The sequence below is a fragment of the Vreelandella arctica genome (genome assembly GCF_037070215.1).
GTDB classification, from domain to species: Bacteria; Pseudomonadota; Gammaproteobacteria; order Pseudomonadales; family Halomonadaceae; genus Vreelandella; species Vreelandella arctica.
Genome location: NZ_JBANSN010000012.1, coordinates 17,161 through 36,198, shown reverse-complemented (window position 1 = coordinate 36,198; position 19,038 = coordinate 17,161). Strand labels below are relative to the sequence as shown.

Below are 19,038 nucleotides of genomic sequence, written 5' to 3'. Positions count from 1 at the left end.
TATAACTTTCAATTAGTTGGGTATATATTGTAGTGCTTTAGGTTGTTTGAAAGGGCGGTTAAGCGGCCTACCCCCTTTGGTGCAGTTCTGTTATGCTGCGGCGATTAATTTTCTGCGCTTGACGCCTCTTCGATTCAACGGTGGACCCTCCATGGCAAAGCAACAGGAAGCAACGGATTTGCAGCGGGCATTGAAAGCTTGCAAAGGTTCGTTCGTATCGGTGGGATTTTTCAGTATGTTCGTCAACTTACTGATGCTTGTTCCCCCCTTATATATGCTTCAAGTTTACGATCGGGTGCTCTCTACCCAAAGTGTTGACACCTTGTTAATGCTAACGCTGGTTGTCGTATTCCTCTTTATGATTATGGGGGGACTGGAGCTAGTGCGTTCGCGTATTTTAGTGCGCGTTGGCAACAAGCTTGACACCTCCATTAACGAACGCCTCTATAGCGCTATGTTTCGCCGTAGTTTGGTGGCGCAGGGCGGCCAAAGCGCACAACCCTTGAGTGACTTGACCAGCCTGCGCCAGTTTCTAACCGGCAATAGCCTGTTCGCCTTCTTTGATGCGCCCTGGGTGCCCGTTTATCTTGGCGTGCTCTTCTTATTCCACCCCTGGCTTGGTGTGTTTGCTACTTGCGCGGGCATCATTTTGCTCGGGCTGGCCATCGCCAACGAGAAAGCCACCAAAAAGCTGCTCGCTGAAGCCAATAGTGAGCATATTCAGGCGCAAAACCTGGCCAACTCTAATCTTCGCAACGCTGAAGTGCTGCATGCCATGGGTATGTTGCCGGGCATTATGGGTCGTTGGTCCAAGCGCCATCATGAATTCTTGTCTAAGCAGTCTCAGGCCAGTGATAGAGCAGGCGCGTTAACCAATACGTCGAAAGTTATGCGTATGCTTTTTCAATCGCTCATTCTTGGCTTGGGTGCGTTGTTGGTGCTGCGCGGTGAAATGACCCCCGGCATGATGATTGCCGGCTCCATCCTGATGGGCCGTGCACTGGCACCTATCGACCAAATGATTGGCGGTTGGAAAGGGTTTGTCAGCGCACGCGGTGCTTATGAGCGCTTAAATGAATTGCTGACGCAGATCCCCGGCGAAGAGCGCAAGATGTCGTTACCTGCACCGCAAGGGGTGGTGGCACTGGAAGGCGTCGCCGCGGCACCGCCTGGGTCGCGCATGGCGACCATTCGTGGCATTAACTTCAGCGTTCCTAAAGGCGAACATGTGGGCATCATTGGCCCCAGCGCTGCCGGTAAGTCTACTCTGGCGCGCGTACTGTTAGGCATTTGGCCTTCGCAAGTGGGTGATGTACGCCTGGATGGCGGGGTTATTACCCAGTACAACCGCGACGAAATCGGGCCTTATATTGGTTACCTGCCCCAGGACATCGAGCTGTTCGACGGTACCATCAGTGAGAACATTGCCCGTTTTGGCAACATAGACCCGCAGCAGGTAGTGGAAGCTGCCAGGAAGGCGGGTGTTCACGAAATGATTTTAGAGTTGCCCAACGGGTATGACACGGTCATTTCATCCACTAGCGGTGCGCTTTCCGGTGGGCAGCGTCAGCGTGTTGGATTGGCGCGTGCTCTTTACGGTAAGCCGGTGCTGGTGGTGTTGGATGAGCCTAACGCCAACCTGGACGATGCCGGTGAACGTGCCCTGGCCATGTCGATCGCCCAGTTGAAGGCAGAAGGGACGACCCTGTTTGTGATTAGCCACCGCACCAGCGTTCTCAAAAATATGGACAAGCTGCTGGTGATGAAAGAAGGGCAAGTCAGCATGTTCGGGCCGCGCGACCAAGTGCTGGCCCAGTTTGCCAAAAAGCCGCGTGAGCAAGTTAGTCAGCAAAGCGCTGCCCGTCTCTCAGCCATCTCCGGTGGCCGTGGCAGCGAGGAGAAATCATGAGCGACGAAAAACGCAATTTGCCCTCTTCCGAGATCGACGTCACCCCCAAAGGGCCTATGACGTTTGATGGGGAGGCCAGTGAAAAGCTGCCCACCAGCGACAAAGGCTACCGTAAGCTGGGGTATGCGATCCTGTTTATTGCGCTAGGTGGTTTTGTGCTATGGGCGTCCACCGCTTCACTGGCCATTGCCGTGGTAGCGCCGGGCAGCGTGTCGATCGAATCGTTCAAGCGCACCGTGCAGCACTTGGAAGGCGGTATCGTTGAGCAACTACTCGTAGAAGATGGCGACAAAGTGGAAGCGGGTGACACTCTGTTGGTATTAAGTGATACCCAGGCTGGTTCCCAACTAGCCATTGCCCGCTCCCAGTACTTGATTAATCGTGCCATGGAAGCCCGCTTGCTTGCCGAGCAGGAAGGGGCTGAAATGATGGAAATACCCGAGGATATTCAAAACACCGATGACCCGCGTGTTCAGCAGATTATCGCGGTTCAACAAAGCCTGTTCGCCGCGCGTCGCCAGTCGCTTAAAAGCACGCTGGAATCGCTGGATGAGCAGATCGTGCAAATGCGCGAGCAGATCGATGGGCTGGAAGAGCGTATCGATGTGAATACCCGCCGTATCAGCTCACTGCGTTCAGAAGCTGAAGACTTTCGTTCGCTTTACCGTGAAGGTCTGGGCGATAACCAGCGCCTGCGTGAGCTAGAGCGCCAAGTGCTTCAGTATGAAGGCGATAACGCCGAGTTCCGTGCCAATATTGCCCAGCTTCGCTCGCAAATAAGCGAAAACCGTATGGAGCGCGAAATTCAGCAACAGGAGTTTCAGAAAGAAGTGGGCGAGCAACTGCGGGACGCGCAAGCGCAAATTGCCGAAGCGGAAGAGCAGATTATTTCTCTACAAGACCAAGTGAACCGTGCGGTGGTGACTGCGCCGGTTTCAGGTACTGTGGTGGGGCGTCAAGTACACACCATTGGCGCGGTTGTTCGTGCGGGTGACACCATAATGGATGTGGTGCCTTCCAATGATGGTTTTGTCGTTGAAGCACGCATCCCGACGCGTGATATCGACAATATTTATATCGGTCAATTTGCTGAAATCCGCTTTAGCGCCTTCAATCAACGTCTCACCGATGTTATTGATGGCGAAGTCATTCATGTCAGTGCGGACAGCTTTGAAGACGAGGCGACGGGCGAAGAGTACTACCGTGCTCGTGTGCGTGTGACTGAAACGGGCCATGAAAAAATGACCGAACAGATGCAGCTGCTCTCCGGCATGCCCGCAGAGGTGATGCTTCGCACCGGTGAGCGCACCTTTGCCAGCTACATTGCCAAGCCTATCACCGATATGCTGTCGCGTGCCCTACGAGAGGATTAATGTCCAGGATGTTGCTGCCTAAAACCATCAAAATGGCTCCGCTCGCACTAGCTATCATGTTAGTCAGCCAGCCATTGTACGCCCAGCAAGACGTACCCGCAGATGCGCAAGCACTGGCCGAATACGAAGCCCTTGAGGCCACAGAACAGTCGGCTAGTGGCCAACAGTTGCCCTCGCTACCTGAGCTATTTGTACGCGCGTTAGAAAACGACGCGGAACTCTCAAGCCAGCGTTTCGAGGTGGAAGCTACGCGGGAAGAAATTGCCTTGGCTCGCTCGCAGCTATTACCGCAAGTGAGCGCTTCGGGTGGTTATCTATGGCAAGACTCCACCAATATTCAAACGGTGGAAGAAATAGATCAGTTCGGCAATACGCAGCGTCCTGGTGAGATTGAAGAACAATACTGGCAGCTCCAGCTACAGCAGCCCCTGTTTAGCCTGGAGCGTTGGCGTGGGATGGATGTTGCTGATGCTCAGGTGAGCGCTGCAGAGCTGCAACTGGCGGTGGTCGAGCAAGACTTGGCGTTGCAAGTCACAGAAGCCTACGTGCAGGCCTATTTGGCCGCGCAGCGGCTGGGGCTTTTGGAGTCGCAGCAGGCATCCCTTGAACTACAGGTGCGCCAAGCCAGCCGAGCGTATGATCTAGGGATTGGCAACCGCGTTGATCTTTTAGAAGCGCAATCACGCTATGACCAGGCGATTTCCGATGCGGTAGAAGCGGAAAACGAACTTGATAACGCCCTAAGCGAGCTTGAGCGATTAACCGGCACAATGCCTACGTTTCGCGATGTAGCTACGTTAGGCGAGTTGGCTGACCTGGAAGTGAAGCGTGACTTTGGTGGCCAGGATGCGTGGTTGAAAAGAACCGGGCAAAACCTGAAAGTGCTACTGGCCCAGCGTGAACGGCAAATCACCGAGGCCGACACCAGCACACGTCGTGCCGGTTACTACCCTGAAGTTAATCTCAATCTAAGCTATTCAGACCGAGTCAGTGATGATGAGCTGCGTGAAAGCGAAGACTACCGCGCCAGCGTAGAAGTCAGCGTGCCGATTTATCGCGGCGGTTACACCAATGCCAGCGTACGCCAAGGCGAGCTGCGTATTAAAGCAGGCCAAGCGGCGGTAGATAACGAGCAAAATCTAGCGGCACAAGAAGTGCGTACCCGCCTGCGCTCCTTGAATGGTGGCGTGCGTCGTTTGGAAGCATTAACTCAAGCGATTAGATCCAGCGAGCTGTTTCTGCAAGCCGCCGAGCGTGGCCAGCAGTTAGGGCTGCGTGACCTGGTTGATGTGCTCGATGCACGGGCAAGCTTGTATGATCAGCGGATTCAGTTTGTCGACGTGGTCGGCAACTATGCGCTGGACCGGTTAGCATTAGAAACCGCCGTGGGAGAATTAAGCAGCGATGATTTAGCTGACATTATGGTCTTGCTTAATTCCATGTCCGAACAGGGAGCGATGACAGACCTGTCCGCTAGGTCGAATGAGACGGCAGGGTAATGGTTAGCGCATGGCCGTATTGAAAGGGACACAGACAAACGACTGGCTTAGACGTGCTATGCGCTGTTTTGATGCTGGCATCGCGATGCTGGTATCGCTAGTCACCCTCTGGGCTATGCCGCATATCAATGCAGAAGGTGATGATTACCTCTTTCTCATTGTGATTGGCAGTTTAATTCTGCCCGCCGTTGGCGAATTAATGGGCCTTTATCAACCCTGGCGTGGGCGTAGTTTATACACCATGCTCGGGGTTTATGTGCTCAGCTGGCTGGCGGCCATCGGCGTTATCAGTCTGCTGCTAGTGGCTACCCATACCACACAGAGTTTTTCACGCCTGTGGATGGGGCTCACCGCCCTAGCGGTACTATTCTCTGGCAGCATGGTGCGTGCTGCTCTATATGCCTATCTACGGCATGTGCGTGCCACGGGGCGCAACTTAAAAAACGTACTGGTGATTGGGCAGTCTGACAACGTCGGCCTGCTAGAGCAGCGTGTCCACGATTTACCGCAAGCTGGCTATGTCATTGTGGGCAAGCACTTGGATACTGGTGATGCAGCGTTTATGAACAACATGGCGGCGTTTGCCATTAAAAATACGTTTCAGCGTCAATTTGATGAAATTTGGCTAGGCTACCCACTGGTAGAAGGCGCACGGGTGCGTGAGTTAATGAGCCTCTTAGCCGGCATCCCCACGACTATCCGGTTTTTCCCTGACCTGCCGGATATCCGCTTGCTTAACCACCGCATTGCTCAAGTGGCCGGTTTGTATTCGTTAGAGCTAAACCACACGCCTCTTAATGGCCCCATGCGGGTCGTCAAAGCGTTGGAAGACCGAATTCTGGGATTGGCGCTGTTTGTAACCTTTTTGCCCGTCATGCTGGCAGTGGCTGTTGCTATCTTCTTCAAGATGGGTCGCCCAATCCTGTTTAAGCAAGAACGCCACGGGTTAGATGGTAAGTGCTTTAAAATCTATAAGTTTCGCACAATGAAAAAGCATGAAAGCGCCACGACACAGCAAGCCACAGCTGCGGATCATCGCATTACGCCGCTTGGCAGCTTTCTGCGCCGCACCAGCTTGGATGAACTTCCCCAGCTTTATAATGTCTTGCAAGGACGCATGTCGCTGGTTGGGCCGCGCCCCCATGCCATGGACCACAACGATCATTACAAGGATCATATTGAGATCTATATGCAGCGTCACCGGGTTAGGCCCGGTATGACAGGCTGGGCGCAAGTTAATGGACTAAGAGGCATTACGGAAGATGTAAAGCTGATGCAAAAACGCGTCGAATACGATCTCTACTACATAGAAAAATGGTCGCTTGGCTTCGATCTGAAGATTTTAGCCATGACCATTACACGTGGCTTTATTAACACCCAGCCTTAGAGCAACGATGTCCTGCAGGGCCTTGTTATCAGTGTATGGCAATAAGTACTTAGTCAACAAGTAATTAGAACTAGGGAAGCTCTGAAAAAGTCACTGCCATCAGCGATAATACGGCTATCGTCAACTGCATAGGATTCAGTGCTGCCATGGATCAAATCACCTTCTCAGAAGCCGAGTACCAGAACAAGAAGCGAAAGACCCGCCGCGAACTCTTTCTGGAGCGGATGGACAAGCTGATCCCCTGGACGCAGTTGGAGAAGAAGGTAGCCCGTTATTACCCCAAGGGCGAGAGCGGGCGGCCTCCGTATCAACTGTCTGCCATGCTCCGCGTCCATTGCATGCAATTGTTTTACAACCTGAGCGATCCGGCCATGGAAGACGCCCTCTACGAGATCGAGTCCATGCGCCAATTCGCCGGTTTGAAACTGGACCGATTGCCGGACGAAACCACGATTCTCAAGTTTCGCCATTTTCTGGAACGCCACGGCCTTGGCAAGGTGCTGTTCCAGGAAGTGAACAACCACCTGGAGAAAAATGGCCTGATGCTGCGCGAAGGGAGCATTGTCGATGCCACTATCATTTCTGCGCCTAGTTCCACCAAAAACAAAAAAGGCGAGCGCGATCCGCAAATGCACCAAACTAAAAAAGGTAGCTCTTGGCACTTTGGCATGAAAATGCACATAGGTGTCGACGATAAGCTTGGGTTGATTCACAGCATTGAGACCACGGCTGCCAATGTCCATGACATTGTGCCTGCCGATAAGCTCCTTCACGGTGAAGAGCAACGCGTCTTCGGTGATGCCGGTTACCTTGGTATTCAAAAACGAGACGAGCACAAGCACCGCAACGATGTCTCTTGGTATATTGCCAAACGGCCTGGCACCCGCAAGCAGCTAGATGCCAGGCGACAGAAAGTCGAAAAAATCAAAGCCAGTATCCGTGCCAAGGTGGAGCACCCCTTTCGGTACATCAAACAAGTTTTTGGTTATGGCAAGGCTCGCTATCGTGGACTGGCCAAAAACACTCAGCGCCTGCACTTGCTGGCGGCGTTCAGCAACCTGCTGATCAGTGAGAAATACCTATGGGAATAGGGCGATTGCGCCCGTTTTCCGCTCAATGAGCGGGAAACGGGCAAAAATACACAAAGAACGGGAGAAGAATGTCTGAATTTTCGATTTTTTCTCGGCTCAAGTGAGCGGTGATGAATATCGGCAGTTATTCAGACCTTCCCTAGGTACTTAGGCAATAAGTACTAAGACATATGTGCTTGGAATGCCTAGTCATAAAGACATTGTCATAAGGGGTGTGTAGTAACGTCAGTGAATTAAGCTTCAAGGAGGAAATATGATTTTTCCGGTAATTTTATCCGGTGGTTCTGGTTCCCGGCTATGGCCAGTATCGCGTGAGCACTACCCAAAGCAGTTTTTGAACTTGCACAAAGATGATCGCAGCTTGCTACAAGAAGCAGCGCAGCGGCTGAACAATGTCGAAGGCACCGGCACGCCGCTAATTGTCTGCAATGAAGAGCACCGCTTTCTGGTTGCCGAACAGATGCATCAAATCGGCCTTAAAGATACCCAGATTATTTTAGAGCCGTGCGGTCGTAACACCGCGCCTGCGCTCGCATTGGCGGCACTCGCTGCACAAAGTGAAGACGCAGAGCTGCTGGTGATGCCTGCTGACCACGTCATTAAAGACGAGATCGCCTTTGCCAAAGCCGTTGCCAAAGGCAGCGAACTGGCCAGCCAAGGTAAGTTAGTCACGTTTGGCATTACGCCCAATATGGCGCATACCGGTTACGGCTACATTAAGCGCGGTAGCGCCCAGGGCGCTGGTTACAACGTTGATACGTTCGTAGAAAAACCTGATCAGGAACGTGCTGAAAGCTACCTGGCAAGTGGTGATTACCTATGGAACAGCGGGATTTTTCTGTTCAAAGCCAGCGCTTACCTCAACGCCCTGCGCCAATACGCGCCGGATATTCTTGATGTTTGCGAACGTGCCTACGCTCAGCGCAGCGAAGACCTGGATTTTTTACGGATTGACCAGGAAATTTTCGCTCAGTGCCGTAGCGAATCCATCGACTATGCGGTGATGGAGCACACCCAAGAAGCGGCGGTTGTGCCAATGGACCCAGGTTGGAGCGACATTGGCGCCTGGGATGCCGTACACGCACTGAAAGCCTCTGAAGACCAAGTGAACGGCAACGCCATACACGGCGATGTAATGCTGCACAATACTCACAATAGCCTGATCCACAGTGAATCGCGCCTAGTGGCAGCGGTGGGTGTTAACAATTTAGTGATTGTTGAAACCGATGACGCCGTGTTGGTAGCCGACCGCCATCAAGCCCAAGACACCAAGCTCATCGTCAATGCACTGAAAGCAGCAGGGCGCAAAGAGTCCACCTCCCATAAGCGCGCTTACCGCCCCTGGGGGCACTATCACACCATGGTGCTAACCGACAGCTTCCAAGTGAAGGAGATTGTGGTTAATCCCGGTGCCAAGCTCTCGCTACAAATGCACCATCACCGTGCCGAACACTGGGTGGTTGTGAAGGGCACCGCCCGGGTGACCCAAGGCGAAGGGCATGGCGATTTGAGCAATCTAAAAAGCTTTTTGCTGTCCGAAGACGAATCCACCTACATTCCTCTGGGAACGGTGCACCGTCTTGAAAACCCTGGTGTCATACCGCTACACCTGATTGAAGTGCAAACGGGCTCCTATTTAGGGGAAGATGACATCGTTCGTTACAATGATGACTACGGACGCTGCCAATAAAACGGCTGTGGGCCACAACGTGCCGTTTCATTGTTAGGGTTAAGCGTTTTACATGAGCATAAACAATCAACTAACAGCCATGCACGACGAATATCGCACATGGCGAGTTGTCATTGTGCATGACTGGTTGGTGGTCAACGGTGGGGCCGAGAAAGTACTGGCAGCCTTGTTAAAAGCCTTTCCCCAGGCGGATGTCATGACGCTGGTGAATTTTTTGCCAGCGTCAGAGGCCAACTGGCTGGCTCCCCATCGCATTATCACCAGTCGCTTGCAGCGTATGCCCTTTGCACGCCGCTATTACCGCCACTATTTGCCGATGATGCCTTACGCCGTCGAGCAGTTCGATGTGCGTGGGTACGATTTGGTGATCTCCTCAAGCCACGCGGTGGCCAAGGGCGTGATTACCCATCCTGGCCAGCAGCATATCTGTTATTGCCATACCCCGATGCGCTACGCCTGGGATATGAAAGAAAACTACCTGGAAAATGCTCGCTTCCGTTTGCCACTGATGGAGGGTTACGTCAGAAAAACGCTCAAACGGCTGCGTCAATGGGATTACTTTGGCGCTACCCAGGTCGACCACTTTATTGCTAATTCGCACAATGTGGCCCAGCGTATTCGCAAATATTACCGCCGAGAGGCGAGTGTGCTATATCCACCAGTGGATACGGAACAGTTTGTATTCAATGCAGGCCCGCATGACGACTACTATGTGGCGGCATCAAGGCTGGTCCCGTACAAACGGCTGGATTTAGTCATTGAAGCGTTTAAAGCCACGCCGTATCGGCAGTTGAAAATTGTCGGTGATGGGCCAGAGTATGACCGTTTACTGGCCCTGGCCGAAGGTCATGCGCATATAGAGCTGCTCGGTTATCAGCCAAATGAGCAGTTAACCGCGTTGATAAGCCAAGCCCGTGGGTTTATTTTTGCCGCTGACGAAGATTTCGGCATTTTACCGCTAGAGGCTCAAGCCTGCGGTACCCCCGTGATTGCTTACGGCAAAGGCGGTGCGCTGGAAACAGTGAAGGACATACGTCATGGCGACGCCGCCACGGGCGTGCTGTTTGATCAGCAAACCCCGGCCAGCCTGCTCGCGGCGCTTGACGTGTTTGAAGGGCACCATTTTCAGGCCCAGGCCTGTCGGCAACAAGCCGAGCAGTTCAGCTATGCGCATTTTTGGCAGCGCCTACATAGTCTACTGGGTGAGGTAAAAAGCGCTGAATAGCGCGAATATTGTTCATGCATATTATTGTTAATTTACAGCCGTTGCTGACTCCGCTAACGGGGATAGGCCACTACACTCGCGAATTAACCCGCGAACTGCTTCAGCACGACTCGCTCAGCCTGGAAGGGGTAACGGGCCGCAAGCTGGAAACCTTGACGCTTGAGCATCCGCTGCTGCAAACCACCAATGTCGCTGGCCAGCCACGTACCGAGCGCGACCATCTTGCCTGGCAACTGGCGCGGCGCTATTTACGCAACGGTCTGACACGCAAAATGTACCGTTGGTTATGTTCGCAGCGGCTGCAGTACAACATCAAACATCCAGACGCGCTCTACTGGGAGCCCAATTACGTGCTGTTGCCCTGGCAGGGGCGCAGCGTGGTCACGGTGCACGACCTTTCCCACAAGCGCTACCCGGAGCACCATCCCGCTGAGCGCGTACGGTTTCTAGACCGTCACCTGCCCGAAAGCCTGCAGCGTGCCACCCGTATTAACGTCGTGTCGCAATTCACCGCCGATGAACTGCAGGAACTGCATGGCGTTTCGCCCGAGCGTATCGATATTGTGCCGCCCGCGGTCGCCGAGCGGTTTTTTCAACCGCCCAGTGATGCCATCACCGCAGACCTACGCCAGCATTACCAACTGCCGCCGCGCTATTTATTGAGCGTCGGCACGCTGGAACCACGCAAAAACCTCGCCACGGTGCTGGAGGCCTTCGCCAGCCTGCCGTTTGCCCAGCAACAAGCAACGCCACTGCTGCTAGCGGGCATGCAAGGCTGGGGCAGCCAGGTCTACTCTGAACAGGTGCAACAAGCATTTACCCGTGGCACTATTCGCCGCCTTGGCTATGTACCCACGGATGACCTGCCGGGCTTATACGCCTTGGCGCAGGGCTTTGTGTATGTCTCGCTGTATGAAGGTTTTGGCATGCCGGTGGTCGAAGCGATGGCCGCCGGGGCGCCGGTACTCACCGCCAACACCACAGCTACCACTGAAGTGGCGGCAGGCGCTGCCCTGGAAGTCGACCCGCTGGACAAAGACGCCATCCGTCACGGCCTGCAGCGGCTAATGGAAGAGACCCACGACAGCTACATTGCCGCCGGGAAAGTGCGTGCCCAGCAATTTACCTGGCAACGTTCCGCCGAACAGCTACTGGCCTCTTTTCACCGTGCGGCGAGTGAACCTGCAAACAAGTAACGAGCACGATGAAACGGTCGAGAAGGGAAGAGCCATCAATGAAGAGTCATGAATGATTAAGCGTATTTACCAAAAGTTATTTGGCGCAGGGCCCGCTAACGAGCAGGGCGTTCCCCGCTATAAGCAAACCCGCGTGTACCAACGACTGCGCGCCAACCCTCAGCTACGTGCTATTCACCATAGCCTGCCGTTAATCTTGCACCTTACCCGGCAAGACCTGGTGGAACGCCATACCGGCTCGGTGTTGGGCGCCACCTGGACCTTTGTCTCGCCGCTGATCAACATCCTGGTCTTCGTACTGGTGTTCTCCAGCATCATGGGCGCTAAGCTTGAAGGCTTCGGCGCCGAGATCGATCAGTACGCCTACAGTATCTACCTGATTTGCGGCATGTTGGCCTGGATCTCCTTCGCCAACAGCCTAGGGCGGATCACCAACCTGTTTAAAGACCAGAGCCATCTGGTCACCAAGGTCAATGTCTCGCTGCTGGCATTGCCGCTTTCAGTACTGCTGACGGAAACCGTGATTTACATCATCGGCATGGTGTTCTTTGTCGGCTTCCTGCTGCTGGTGGATTTCCCGCTTTCGGCCTACTGGATTTTTGTGCCGGTGATTTACGCCTTGCAGTGTCTATTTGTTTACGCCCTGGGCATCACGCTTGCAGTACTGGCGGTGTATCTCAAGGATATCAAGGAAGTGGTCACGGTCGTGCTGCAGGTCTGGTTCTGGGTAACGCCGATTGTGTATGTCATGGAAATCCTCCCCGTCTGGGTGCAGGGGGGCATGCAGTTCAACCCCGCTTTCGTGTTGGTGGATGCCTATCGCAGCCTCATCATGCGCCAGCAATTGCCGGATCTGTTGCCTATTTCGCTGTTTGCCATCGCCGCCTTTGGGCTCCTGGCGCTAGGGTTATGGCTGTTGGGCCGTACCGAGCGCGACCTGCGCGACTGTTTGTAAGGAGGCAACAATGATCGATATCCAAGGGCTCAACAAAACCTTCAAGCTGTTTCACCGCCCCGCCGACCGGCTAAGAGAAGCAGTGACAGGCCGGGTACGCCACGACAGCTACCACGCGCTAAAAGATATCTCGTTCCAGGTGGCCCCCGGCGAAGTGCTGGGCGTACTAGGGCGCAACGGAGCAGGGAAATCCACGCTGCTCAAATTGTTAACCGGCGTGTTGATGCCCGACAGTGGCCAAATCCACATCGACGGGCGCATCACCGGCCTGCTGGAGCTGGGTACCGGTTTCAACCCGGAGCTCACCGGCCTGCAAAACATCACCGCAAATGGCTTGATGCTGGGCATGAGTCATGAAGAACTCGACCAACGCCGCCAGGAAATCATCGAGTTTTCCGAGCTGGGTAACTATATCCAGGAGCCGCTGCGTACCTACTCCTCTGGTATGACCATGCGCCTGGCGTTCTCTATCGCCATTCACGCCGAGCCGCGGTGCTTTCTGGTGGATGAAGCGCTCTCGGTGGGCGATGGCTATTTCCAGCAGAAGTGCATGAAGCGCATTCGCGAGTTTAAAGAGAGCGGCGGCTCGATCCTGTTCGTCTCCCACGACCTTAACGCCGTGAAGATGCTTTGCGACCGCGCCCTGGTGCTGGAAGGCGGCAGTGTGGTGTTCGACGGTGACGCCGACATCGCCGTGAACCGCTACAACCGCATTATGGCCCGCCAGGCCGAAGAGGAAGAGGGCCGCCACCTGGACCGCCAGCATAGCGCCTACGGCACCGGTGAAGTGGAAGTGACCACCGGCAGCGTGGCAGGGCAGGAGAGCCACAGCGCCACCATTTCCAGCGGTGAAATGCTCGATATTGATTTGCAATTGAGCGCTCATCAGGCCGTTGGCGATATTACCCTGGGCATCATGGTGCGCGACCGCTTCGGTCAGGATATTTTCGGTGCCAACAGTTTTCAGCTGGGGCAAACCCTGAACCTGGAAGCCGGTAGCGAGCATCGGGTTCGCCTTGGCCTGCAGGCCGACATCGCCCCTGGTAAATACACCATCACCATCGGCGTGCATAGCCGCGAACACCACTTGGAAGCCTGCTACTGGTGGTATGACAGCTACCTGCAATTTGAAGTGGCCGGTTTCAAGCAGCACCTGTTTTCCGGCGTGTGTCGCTTACCGCTCACCCTGGAAACCCTGCCCGCCGCGGTGCCCAGTCCTGCGAAGCAGCCCGAATAAGCGCAGCAGTCTGAGCCAGCCCAGCAGCCCGAATAAGTGCCGCAGCCGAAATAAATAGGAACGCCACTCATGACCAAAACATTCGACGACATTGATAGCCTGATTGGCCGTTTGAAGGCCGTGGCCCGCCAGCACGAACGCCAACACGGCACCCAGCCGCCGCCGTTTGCCTACCGCGATCGCCTGGGCGAGCTGCTGGATGAACGCCACGACCCCGCCAAGGTAAGCGATCCCAACCACCCGGCGCTGGAAGAGCTAGTGGCCGCCAGCCACCGCGACGAAATCTTCCTGCAGCGCGTGTACCGAGTGTTGATGGACCGCGAAGTCGATCAAGAGGGCATGAGCCACTACCTGAGCGTGCTGCCGCGCACCGGTAGGCTTTACGTGCTGGCCGAACTGCTGTGCGCCGATGAAGCTCAAGCCTCGCTGGCCCAGCGCGGCGCCGTTATTCCCCGCCGGGGCATGCTCACGCTGCCGTTTCGTATTGTTGGGCGGCTTGGGCCGCTGGGGCGGGCGTTGCGCCCGTTAATGCGGTTGAGCTATCGGATTGTCGGCGTACTGTTGCGCCCCCGCTTCAAACTGTTGGAACGCATTTTTGAACTGGAAGACAACGAACGCCAACGTGGTGCCATGATGCGCGATGTGCTGCTGGAGCTGGACGGCGAACTGCAGCGTCAGGAACACCGCTTAGGGCAGCAGGCTGAGCAAGCGCAACAGCACACCCATCATTTAGAGCAACACAACAGAACCTTCGAACAGCACGCCCACCAAAGCAGCGAATTCGCCGAGCGGCTAAGCGAGCAGGAACGCCACCAACCCGCGCTGTGGAGTGCCTTACAGCACCATCGTCGTGCCGTGGAACGGCTGATTAGCCCGGCAGAAGGCGAGCAGATCGAGCTTGCAGACGCCAAATGCCAACAGCTCGACCAGCAGTTGTTCGACGCCTATTACCTCGCTTTTGAAGACGCCTGCCGCGGCAGCGAAGCGCAAATCCGCCGCCACCTGGATAATTACCAGCCCCAGTGGGAAGCCGCACGGCAAGCGGGCACCCGCGCGCTGGATGTCGGCTGTGGCCGTGGCGAATGGCTGGCACTGTTAACCGAACAGGGCTTTGAGCCCCACGGTGTCGACCTCAACATTGCCATGATTGAACACTGCCGTGAGCGCGGCTTTGACGTCACTCACGCCGATGCGGTCAGCGTGATGCGTACCGAGCCGGAAAACAGCCATGCGCTGGTTAGCGCGTTCCACCTGATCGAGCACCTGCCGTTTGATGTGCTCTACAGTCTGGTCGACCAAGCCAACCGTATTCTAGCCCCAGGCGGCGTGTTGATTCTGGAAACCCCCAACCCCGAAAACCTGCTGGTGGGCAGCCACACGTTCTACCACGACCCCACGCACCGCAACCCGATTACGCCCACGGCGATCTCCTTCCTGCTCACTTACCTCGGCTTCAGCGATGTAGAAGTGCGTCGCTTCAACCCTTACCCGGAAGAAGCCAAGGTGCCCGGCGACGACCCGCTCACCGCCCGCGTCAACGGCCACCTGTGCGGCCCGCAGGACTTCGCGGTGATCGGCCGCAAGGCTGCCCCCCGTCTTGAAGCTGAGCAAGCTGAAACGACGCAAGCTGAAGAAGCGACAGTCGAAGCACCGACAGCCAACGCAACGCCCGCTGAAGACACGCCGGAGGAGGGCACGCAATGAGAATACTGCTAAACGCCACTCTGGTACCGTTTATGCGCGGTGGCGCGGATTACCATATTGAAGGAGTGGCCAAGGCGCTGCGCGAGCACGGTCACGAGGTCGAGCTGCTGCGGCTGCCGTTTCGCTTCAGCCCCGAAAGCGACATACGCCACCTGATGGAGTATGTCGACAGCCTGGACATGAGCGCCCCCAACGGCGTCACCATCGACCGTGCCATCAGCCTGCAGTTTCCCGCCTGGGGGATTACCCACCCCGAGCACACCGTGTGGGTGATGCACCAGCACCGCGCCTGCTACGAGTTGTGGCAAGAGGATGAAGCCACGCCGGAACAGCGTGAGCTTAAAGACGCTGTGCAAGCCTTCGACAACCGCCACCTGAGCAATGTCCGGCGGCTTTATGCCAACTCCCAGCGGGTGGCCGAGCGCCTCAAACACTACAACGGGCTAGACGCCGCGCCGCTTTATCACCCGCCGTTTGGTGCTGAACACTTCCGCTGTGAAGAGGAGTGGGGCTACGTGTTCTGCCCCAGCCGCCTGGAAAGCCTCAAGCGTCAGGACCTGCTGATTGAAGCCGCCCGCCACCTGAAAAGCCCGGCGCGCATCATCATTGCCGGTGAAGGCGGCCAGCGCGAGCGCTATCAGCAGCTGATCCAGCGCCACGGCCTGCAGCAAACGGTCAAACTGGTCGGGCGCTTTACGGAAGCGGAAAAGCTCGCTTGGTACGCCCATTCGCTGGCGGTGTTCTTCGGCCCCTTCGATGAAGACTACGGTTACATCACCCTGGAAGCCATGCTCTCCGCCAAGCCGGTGATCACCTGCCGCGACAGCGGCGGCCCGCTGGAGTTTGTCGAACACGAAGAGACCGGCTGGGTGGTGGAACCCGATCCGTTGGAAATCGCCGCCGCCATTGATGCCGCCTGGGAAAACCGCGCCCGCACGGCGGAAATGGGCCGCGCCGGGTACGCCGCTTATCACCGTGCGGGCATTAGCTGGCAACAAGTGGTCAGCACGCTACTGGGCGAGGGGGGCGGGGCATGAAGATCGCCCTTATCGCCCCTAGTGGTGTGCCGTTTGCGGTAGGCGGGGCAGAAAAGCTCTGGTGGGGCCTATTGCACCACGCCAACCAGCTCAGCGACCACCAGATGGAGCTGATCAAACTGCCCTCCGCCGAGCGCAACTTTGCCGAGTTGATCGCCAGTTACCAGCGCTTCAGCGAGCTGGACGTCAGCCATTTCGACCGGGTGATTTCCACCAAGTACCCCGCCTGGATGGTCGCCCACCCGGACCACTATCTCTATTTGCAGCACACCCTGCGCGGGCTTTACGACACCTACCCATGGCCCGAGCTGGCCGCCGCCGACCCTTTTACGCCAAAGGCCTGGCCCGGTGAAAAGGGCCAGAAGGCGATCCGCCTGCTGCGTTACCACCCGGAACTCAATCGCCTGCGCCGCCTGCTGGCCGCCACGCCAGAACGCGCCCAACTGCCTGAGCTGTTCGCCTGCCTAAAGCGGCTGATGCACGGCCCCTGGCTGCCCCAGGCCGCCAGGGAAGGGCTGTTTGCGTTTCCAGGCCCGCTCAGCCGCGCGGTGATTCATCACCTGGACCGCATTGCCACCGCGCCCAGCGAGATCACCGCCTACCACGCGATATCCCTAAACGTGACGAGGCGGGCCGACTACTTCCCCCCGGAGGCAGCGGTGAAGGTGATTCACCACCCGTCAGACCTGCCGCCCCCGGCGGATTTTCCCGTTAGGCAAGAAAGCGACGACCCGGCGGCGCGGGATTACCTGTTTACCGTTAGCCGCCTGGATGGCCCCAAGCGACTCGACCTGCTGGTGCGCGCCTTTCTGCTGACGGATGTCGCGCTGGAATTGCGCATCGCCGGTACCGGCCCCATGGAGGCCGAACTGAAGGCCCTGGCCGCCGACGACCCGCGCATTCGTTTTCTCGGCTTTGTGCGCGACAGCGATGTGGCCGCCCAGTATCAAGACGCCTTGGCGGTGCCGTTTCTACCCTATGACGAAGACTACGGCCTGATTACCGTGGAGGCGATGAGCGCCGGTAAACCGGTGATCACCACCACTGATGCCGGTGGTGTAAACGAGTTTGTGCGCCACGGCGAGACCGGCTGGTGCGTGGCCCCCACGCCCGAGGCGTTGGCCGAAGCGATTACCCAGGCCGCCGAAGACCGCCCGCAAACCCGCGCCATGGGCGAACACGCCCGCCGCGCCGTGGCCCACGTGACCTGGCCCGACACCGTACGCGAGCTGATCACCCACCCCGGTCAGCCCAGCACCACCTCGCCCGAGCGCTTTCCGGTGGTTAAGCCGGAGGTAGTAACGCCGGAGGTGGCTACCCAGGGCAGCGGGGCAGGCGCCCACTGGCTGGTGCTCAATACCTACCCGGTGTACCCGCCCATGGGTGGCGGCCAGAGCCGCATGTTCCACTTTTACCGCCATGTGGCTTCCGAGTTGGGTATCCGCGTCACGCTGCTGGTGCTGGCACCCCCCGCCAGCCACACCGCGGAAAGCCAGGAGCAGTGCCGCGAAATTGCCCCCGGCCTGTTCGAGCACCGGGTGCCGCTCAGCCGTAGCCAGGCACGCCAGCAGCAAAGCCTGCAGGCCGCCATGGGCGTGCCGGTGGACGACATTGCCGCCATTCAAGGCTGGCGCGAGAATCCGCGCTTTATCGAGCTAGTGCGCCACTACGCCGAGACCGCCACCCAAGGGGTATGCGCCCACCCGTATCTGGTACACGCGCTGCGTGAGCACCTGGACGTTGCGTGGTGGTACGAAGCCCACAACGTGGAAACCGACCTGAAGCGCGCCATTCTGGCCACGCCGCTGGCGAAACAAGACTCGCAGGCGCTGCAGGCCATGGCCGAAGTGGAAAACGCCGAACGCCTTGCCTGTGAAGAGAGCCAGCAAGTGCTGGCCTGCGCCGAAGGCGATCTGGTCACCTTCCGCGAACGTTACAATCTGCCCGCGGAAAAAGGCCGCGTGGTGCCCAACTGTGCCGATTTAAGCGCACTGCCGTTTATTGATATGGCCACCCGTAGCAAGTGGCAGGTGCGCCTGCAGCAGCACCGCTCGGTAGCGCTGTTTTTAGGCAGCTGGCACGGCCCTAACCTGGAAGCGGCGGAATTTATTTGCCGTCAGCTGGCCCCGGCCTGCCCCCAGGTAGTGTTTTATTTGGCCGGTAGCCTGTGCGACCACCCGGATTTTCGCTACCTGCCGCCCAGCAATGTGCGCGCACTTGGTCGGGTCAGTAATACGGAATTAGCAGTGCTGCTGGCCAGTGTGGATGTGGCGCTGAACCCGATGTTCTCCGGTTCCGGTAGCAACCTAAAAATGCTCGACTACACTGCCAGTGGCGTGCCGGTGCTGACCACACCGTTTGGCAACCGCGGGTTGGATTTTACCCCGCTGCAGGTGTGGCTGGCAGAAAAGACTGAGTGGCCCGCCGCGCTGAAGGCGCTGTTAGCCAGCACACCGGAAGAGCGCCAAGCGAAGGTAACTGACGCACGTCAACGTACTGCTCACTACTTTGACTGGTCGGTAGCCGTACATCGTATCGCTGATTGCGACATTTAGAATTAGCGACTATGATACCAGCATGCGTTTGTGAACACAGTTCGAAAACTCGTTAAATGATAGAAAATAAGAGCTTTAGGGGTTATATCGGTGCTTTACAACACCGCCTTACGTGGCACACTCCTAAGGGTATGTTACCGTAGTGTTCTAAACGTAAATTGAATAAAACATAGGGCATTA

13 protein-coding genes are annotated in these 19,038 nt (G+C 56.6%); all 13 read left to right on the top strand.

Annotated features, from left to right (window positions below):
• The first annotated feature begins 151 nt into the window (after window positions 1-151).
• The 13 genes from V8L70_RS12550 to V8L70_RS12490 all read left to right on the top strand — a co-directional run bounded on the left by V8L70_RS12550 (window position 152) and on the right by V8L70_RS12490 (window position 18,858).
• Window positions 152-1,909, top strand: a complete 1,758-nt coding sequence (locus V8L70_RS12550) for a type I secretion system permease/ATPase (RefSeq protein ID WP_336269485.1) — start codon at window positions 152-154, stop codon at window positions 1,907-1,909.
• On the top strand, window positions 1,906-3,282 hold the full coding sequence (locus tag V8L70_RS12545) for an HlyD family type I secretion periplasmic adaptor subunit (protein ID WP_336269484.1): 1,377 nt from the start codon (window positions 1,906-1,908) through the stop codon (window positions 3,280-3,282). Before V8L70_RS12550 ends, V8L70_RS12545 begins: the two co-directional genes overlap by 4 nt.
• The gene (locus tag V8L70_RS12540) at window positions 3,282-4,781 is read left to right on the top strand and encodes a TolC family outer membrane protein (protein WP_336269483.1); all 1,500 of its coding nucleotides are present in this window, start codon (window positions 3,282-3,284) and stop codon (window positions 4,779-4,781) included. The genes V8L70_RS12545 and V8L70_RS12540 overlap by 1 nt, the downstream gene beginning before the upstream one ends.
• A gap of 10 nt (window positions 4,782-4,791) precedes the next feature.
• Complete coding sequence (locus V8L70_RS12535; protein ID WP_336269482.1) at window positions 4,792-6,168, top strand: undecaprenyl-phosphate glucose phosphotransferase; 1,377 nt, start codon at window positions 4,792-4,794, stop codon at window positions 6,166-6,168.
• A 146-nt stretch (window positions 6,169-6,314) separates the two neighbouring features.
• Complete coding sequence (locus tag V8L70_RS12530; protein ID WP_101147219.1) at window positions 6,315-7,259, top strand: IS5 family transposase; 945 nt, start codon at window positions 6,315-6,317, stop codon at window positions 7,257-7,259.
• A 253-nt stretch (window positions 7,260-7,512) separates the two neighbouring features.
• Entirely contained in the window at window positions 7,513-8,949 is a 1,437-nt protein-coding gene (locus tag V8L70_RS12525; RefSeq protein WP_336269481.1) for a mannose-1-phosphate guanylyltransferase/mannose-6-phosphate isomerase, read from the top strand.
• Window positions 8,950-9,001: 52 nt separating this feature from the next.
• Window positions 9,002-10,174, top strand: a complete 1,173-nt coding sequence (locus V8L70_RS12520; protein ID WP_336269480.1) for a glycosyltransferase — start codon at window positions 9,002-9,004, stop codon at window positions 10,172-10,174.
• Window positions 10,175-10,188: 14 nt separating this feature from the next.
• Entirely contained in the window at window positions 10,189-11,370 is a 1,182-nt protein-coding gene (locus V8L70_RS12515) for a glycosyltransferase family 4 protein (RefSeq protein WP_336269479.1), read from the top strand.
• 52 nt (window positions 11,371-11,422) lie between these two features.
• Window positions 11,423-12,325, top strand: a complete 903-nt coding sequence (locus V8L70_RS12510; RefSeq protein ID WP_336269478.1) for an ABC transporter permease — start codon at window positions 11,423-11,425, stop codon at window positions 12,323-12,325.
• 10 nt (window positions 12,326-12,335) lie between these two features.
• The gene (locus tag V8L70_RS12505; protein WP_336269477.1) at window positions 12,336-13,562 is read left to right on the top strand and encodes an ABC transporter ATP-binding protein; all 1,227 of its coding nucleotides are present in this window, start codon (window positions 12,336-12,338) and stop codon (window positions 13,560-13,562) included.
• A gap of 69 nt (window positions 13,563-13,631) precedes the next feature.
• Window positions 13,632-15,266 (top strand): methyltransferase domain-containing protein, encoded by a 1,635-nt coding sequence (locus V8L70_RS12500; protein ID WP_336269476.1) that lies wholly within the window; start codon window positions 13,632-13,634, stop codon window positions 15,264-15,266.
• Complete coding sequence (locus V8L70_RS12495) at window positions 15,263-16,303, top strand: glycosyltransferase family 4 protein (RefSeq protein WP_336269475.1); 1,041 nt, start codon at window positions 15,263-15,265, stop codon at window positions 16,301-16,303. The genes V8L70_RS12500 and V8L70_RS12495 overlap by 4 nt, the downstream gene beginning before the upstream one ends.
• Window positions 16,300-18,858, top strand: coding sequence for a glycosyltransferase family 4 protein (locus V8L70_RS12490; protein ID WP_336269474.1), 2,559 nt, complete (start codon window positions 16,300-16,302; stop codon window positions 18,856-18,858). The genes V8L70_RS12495 and V8L70_RS12490 overlap by 4 nt, the downstream gene beginning before the upstream one ends.
• Window positions 18,859-19,038: the final 180 nt, after the last annotated feature.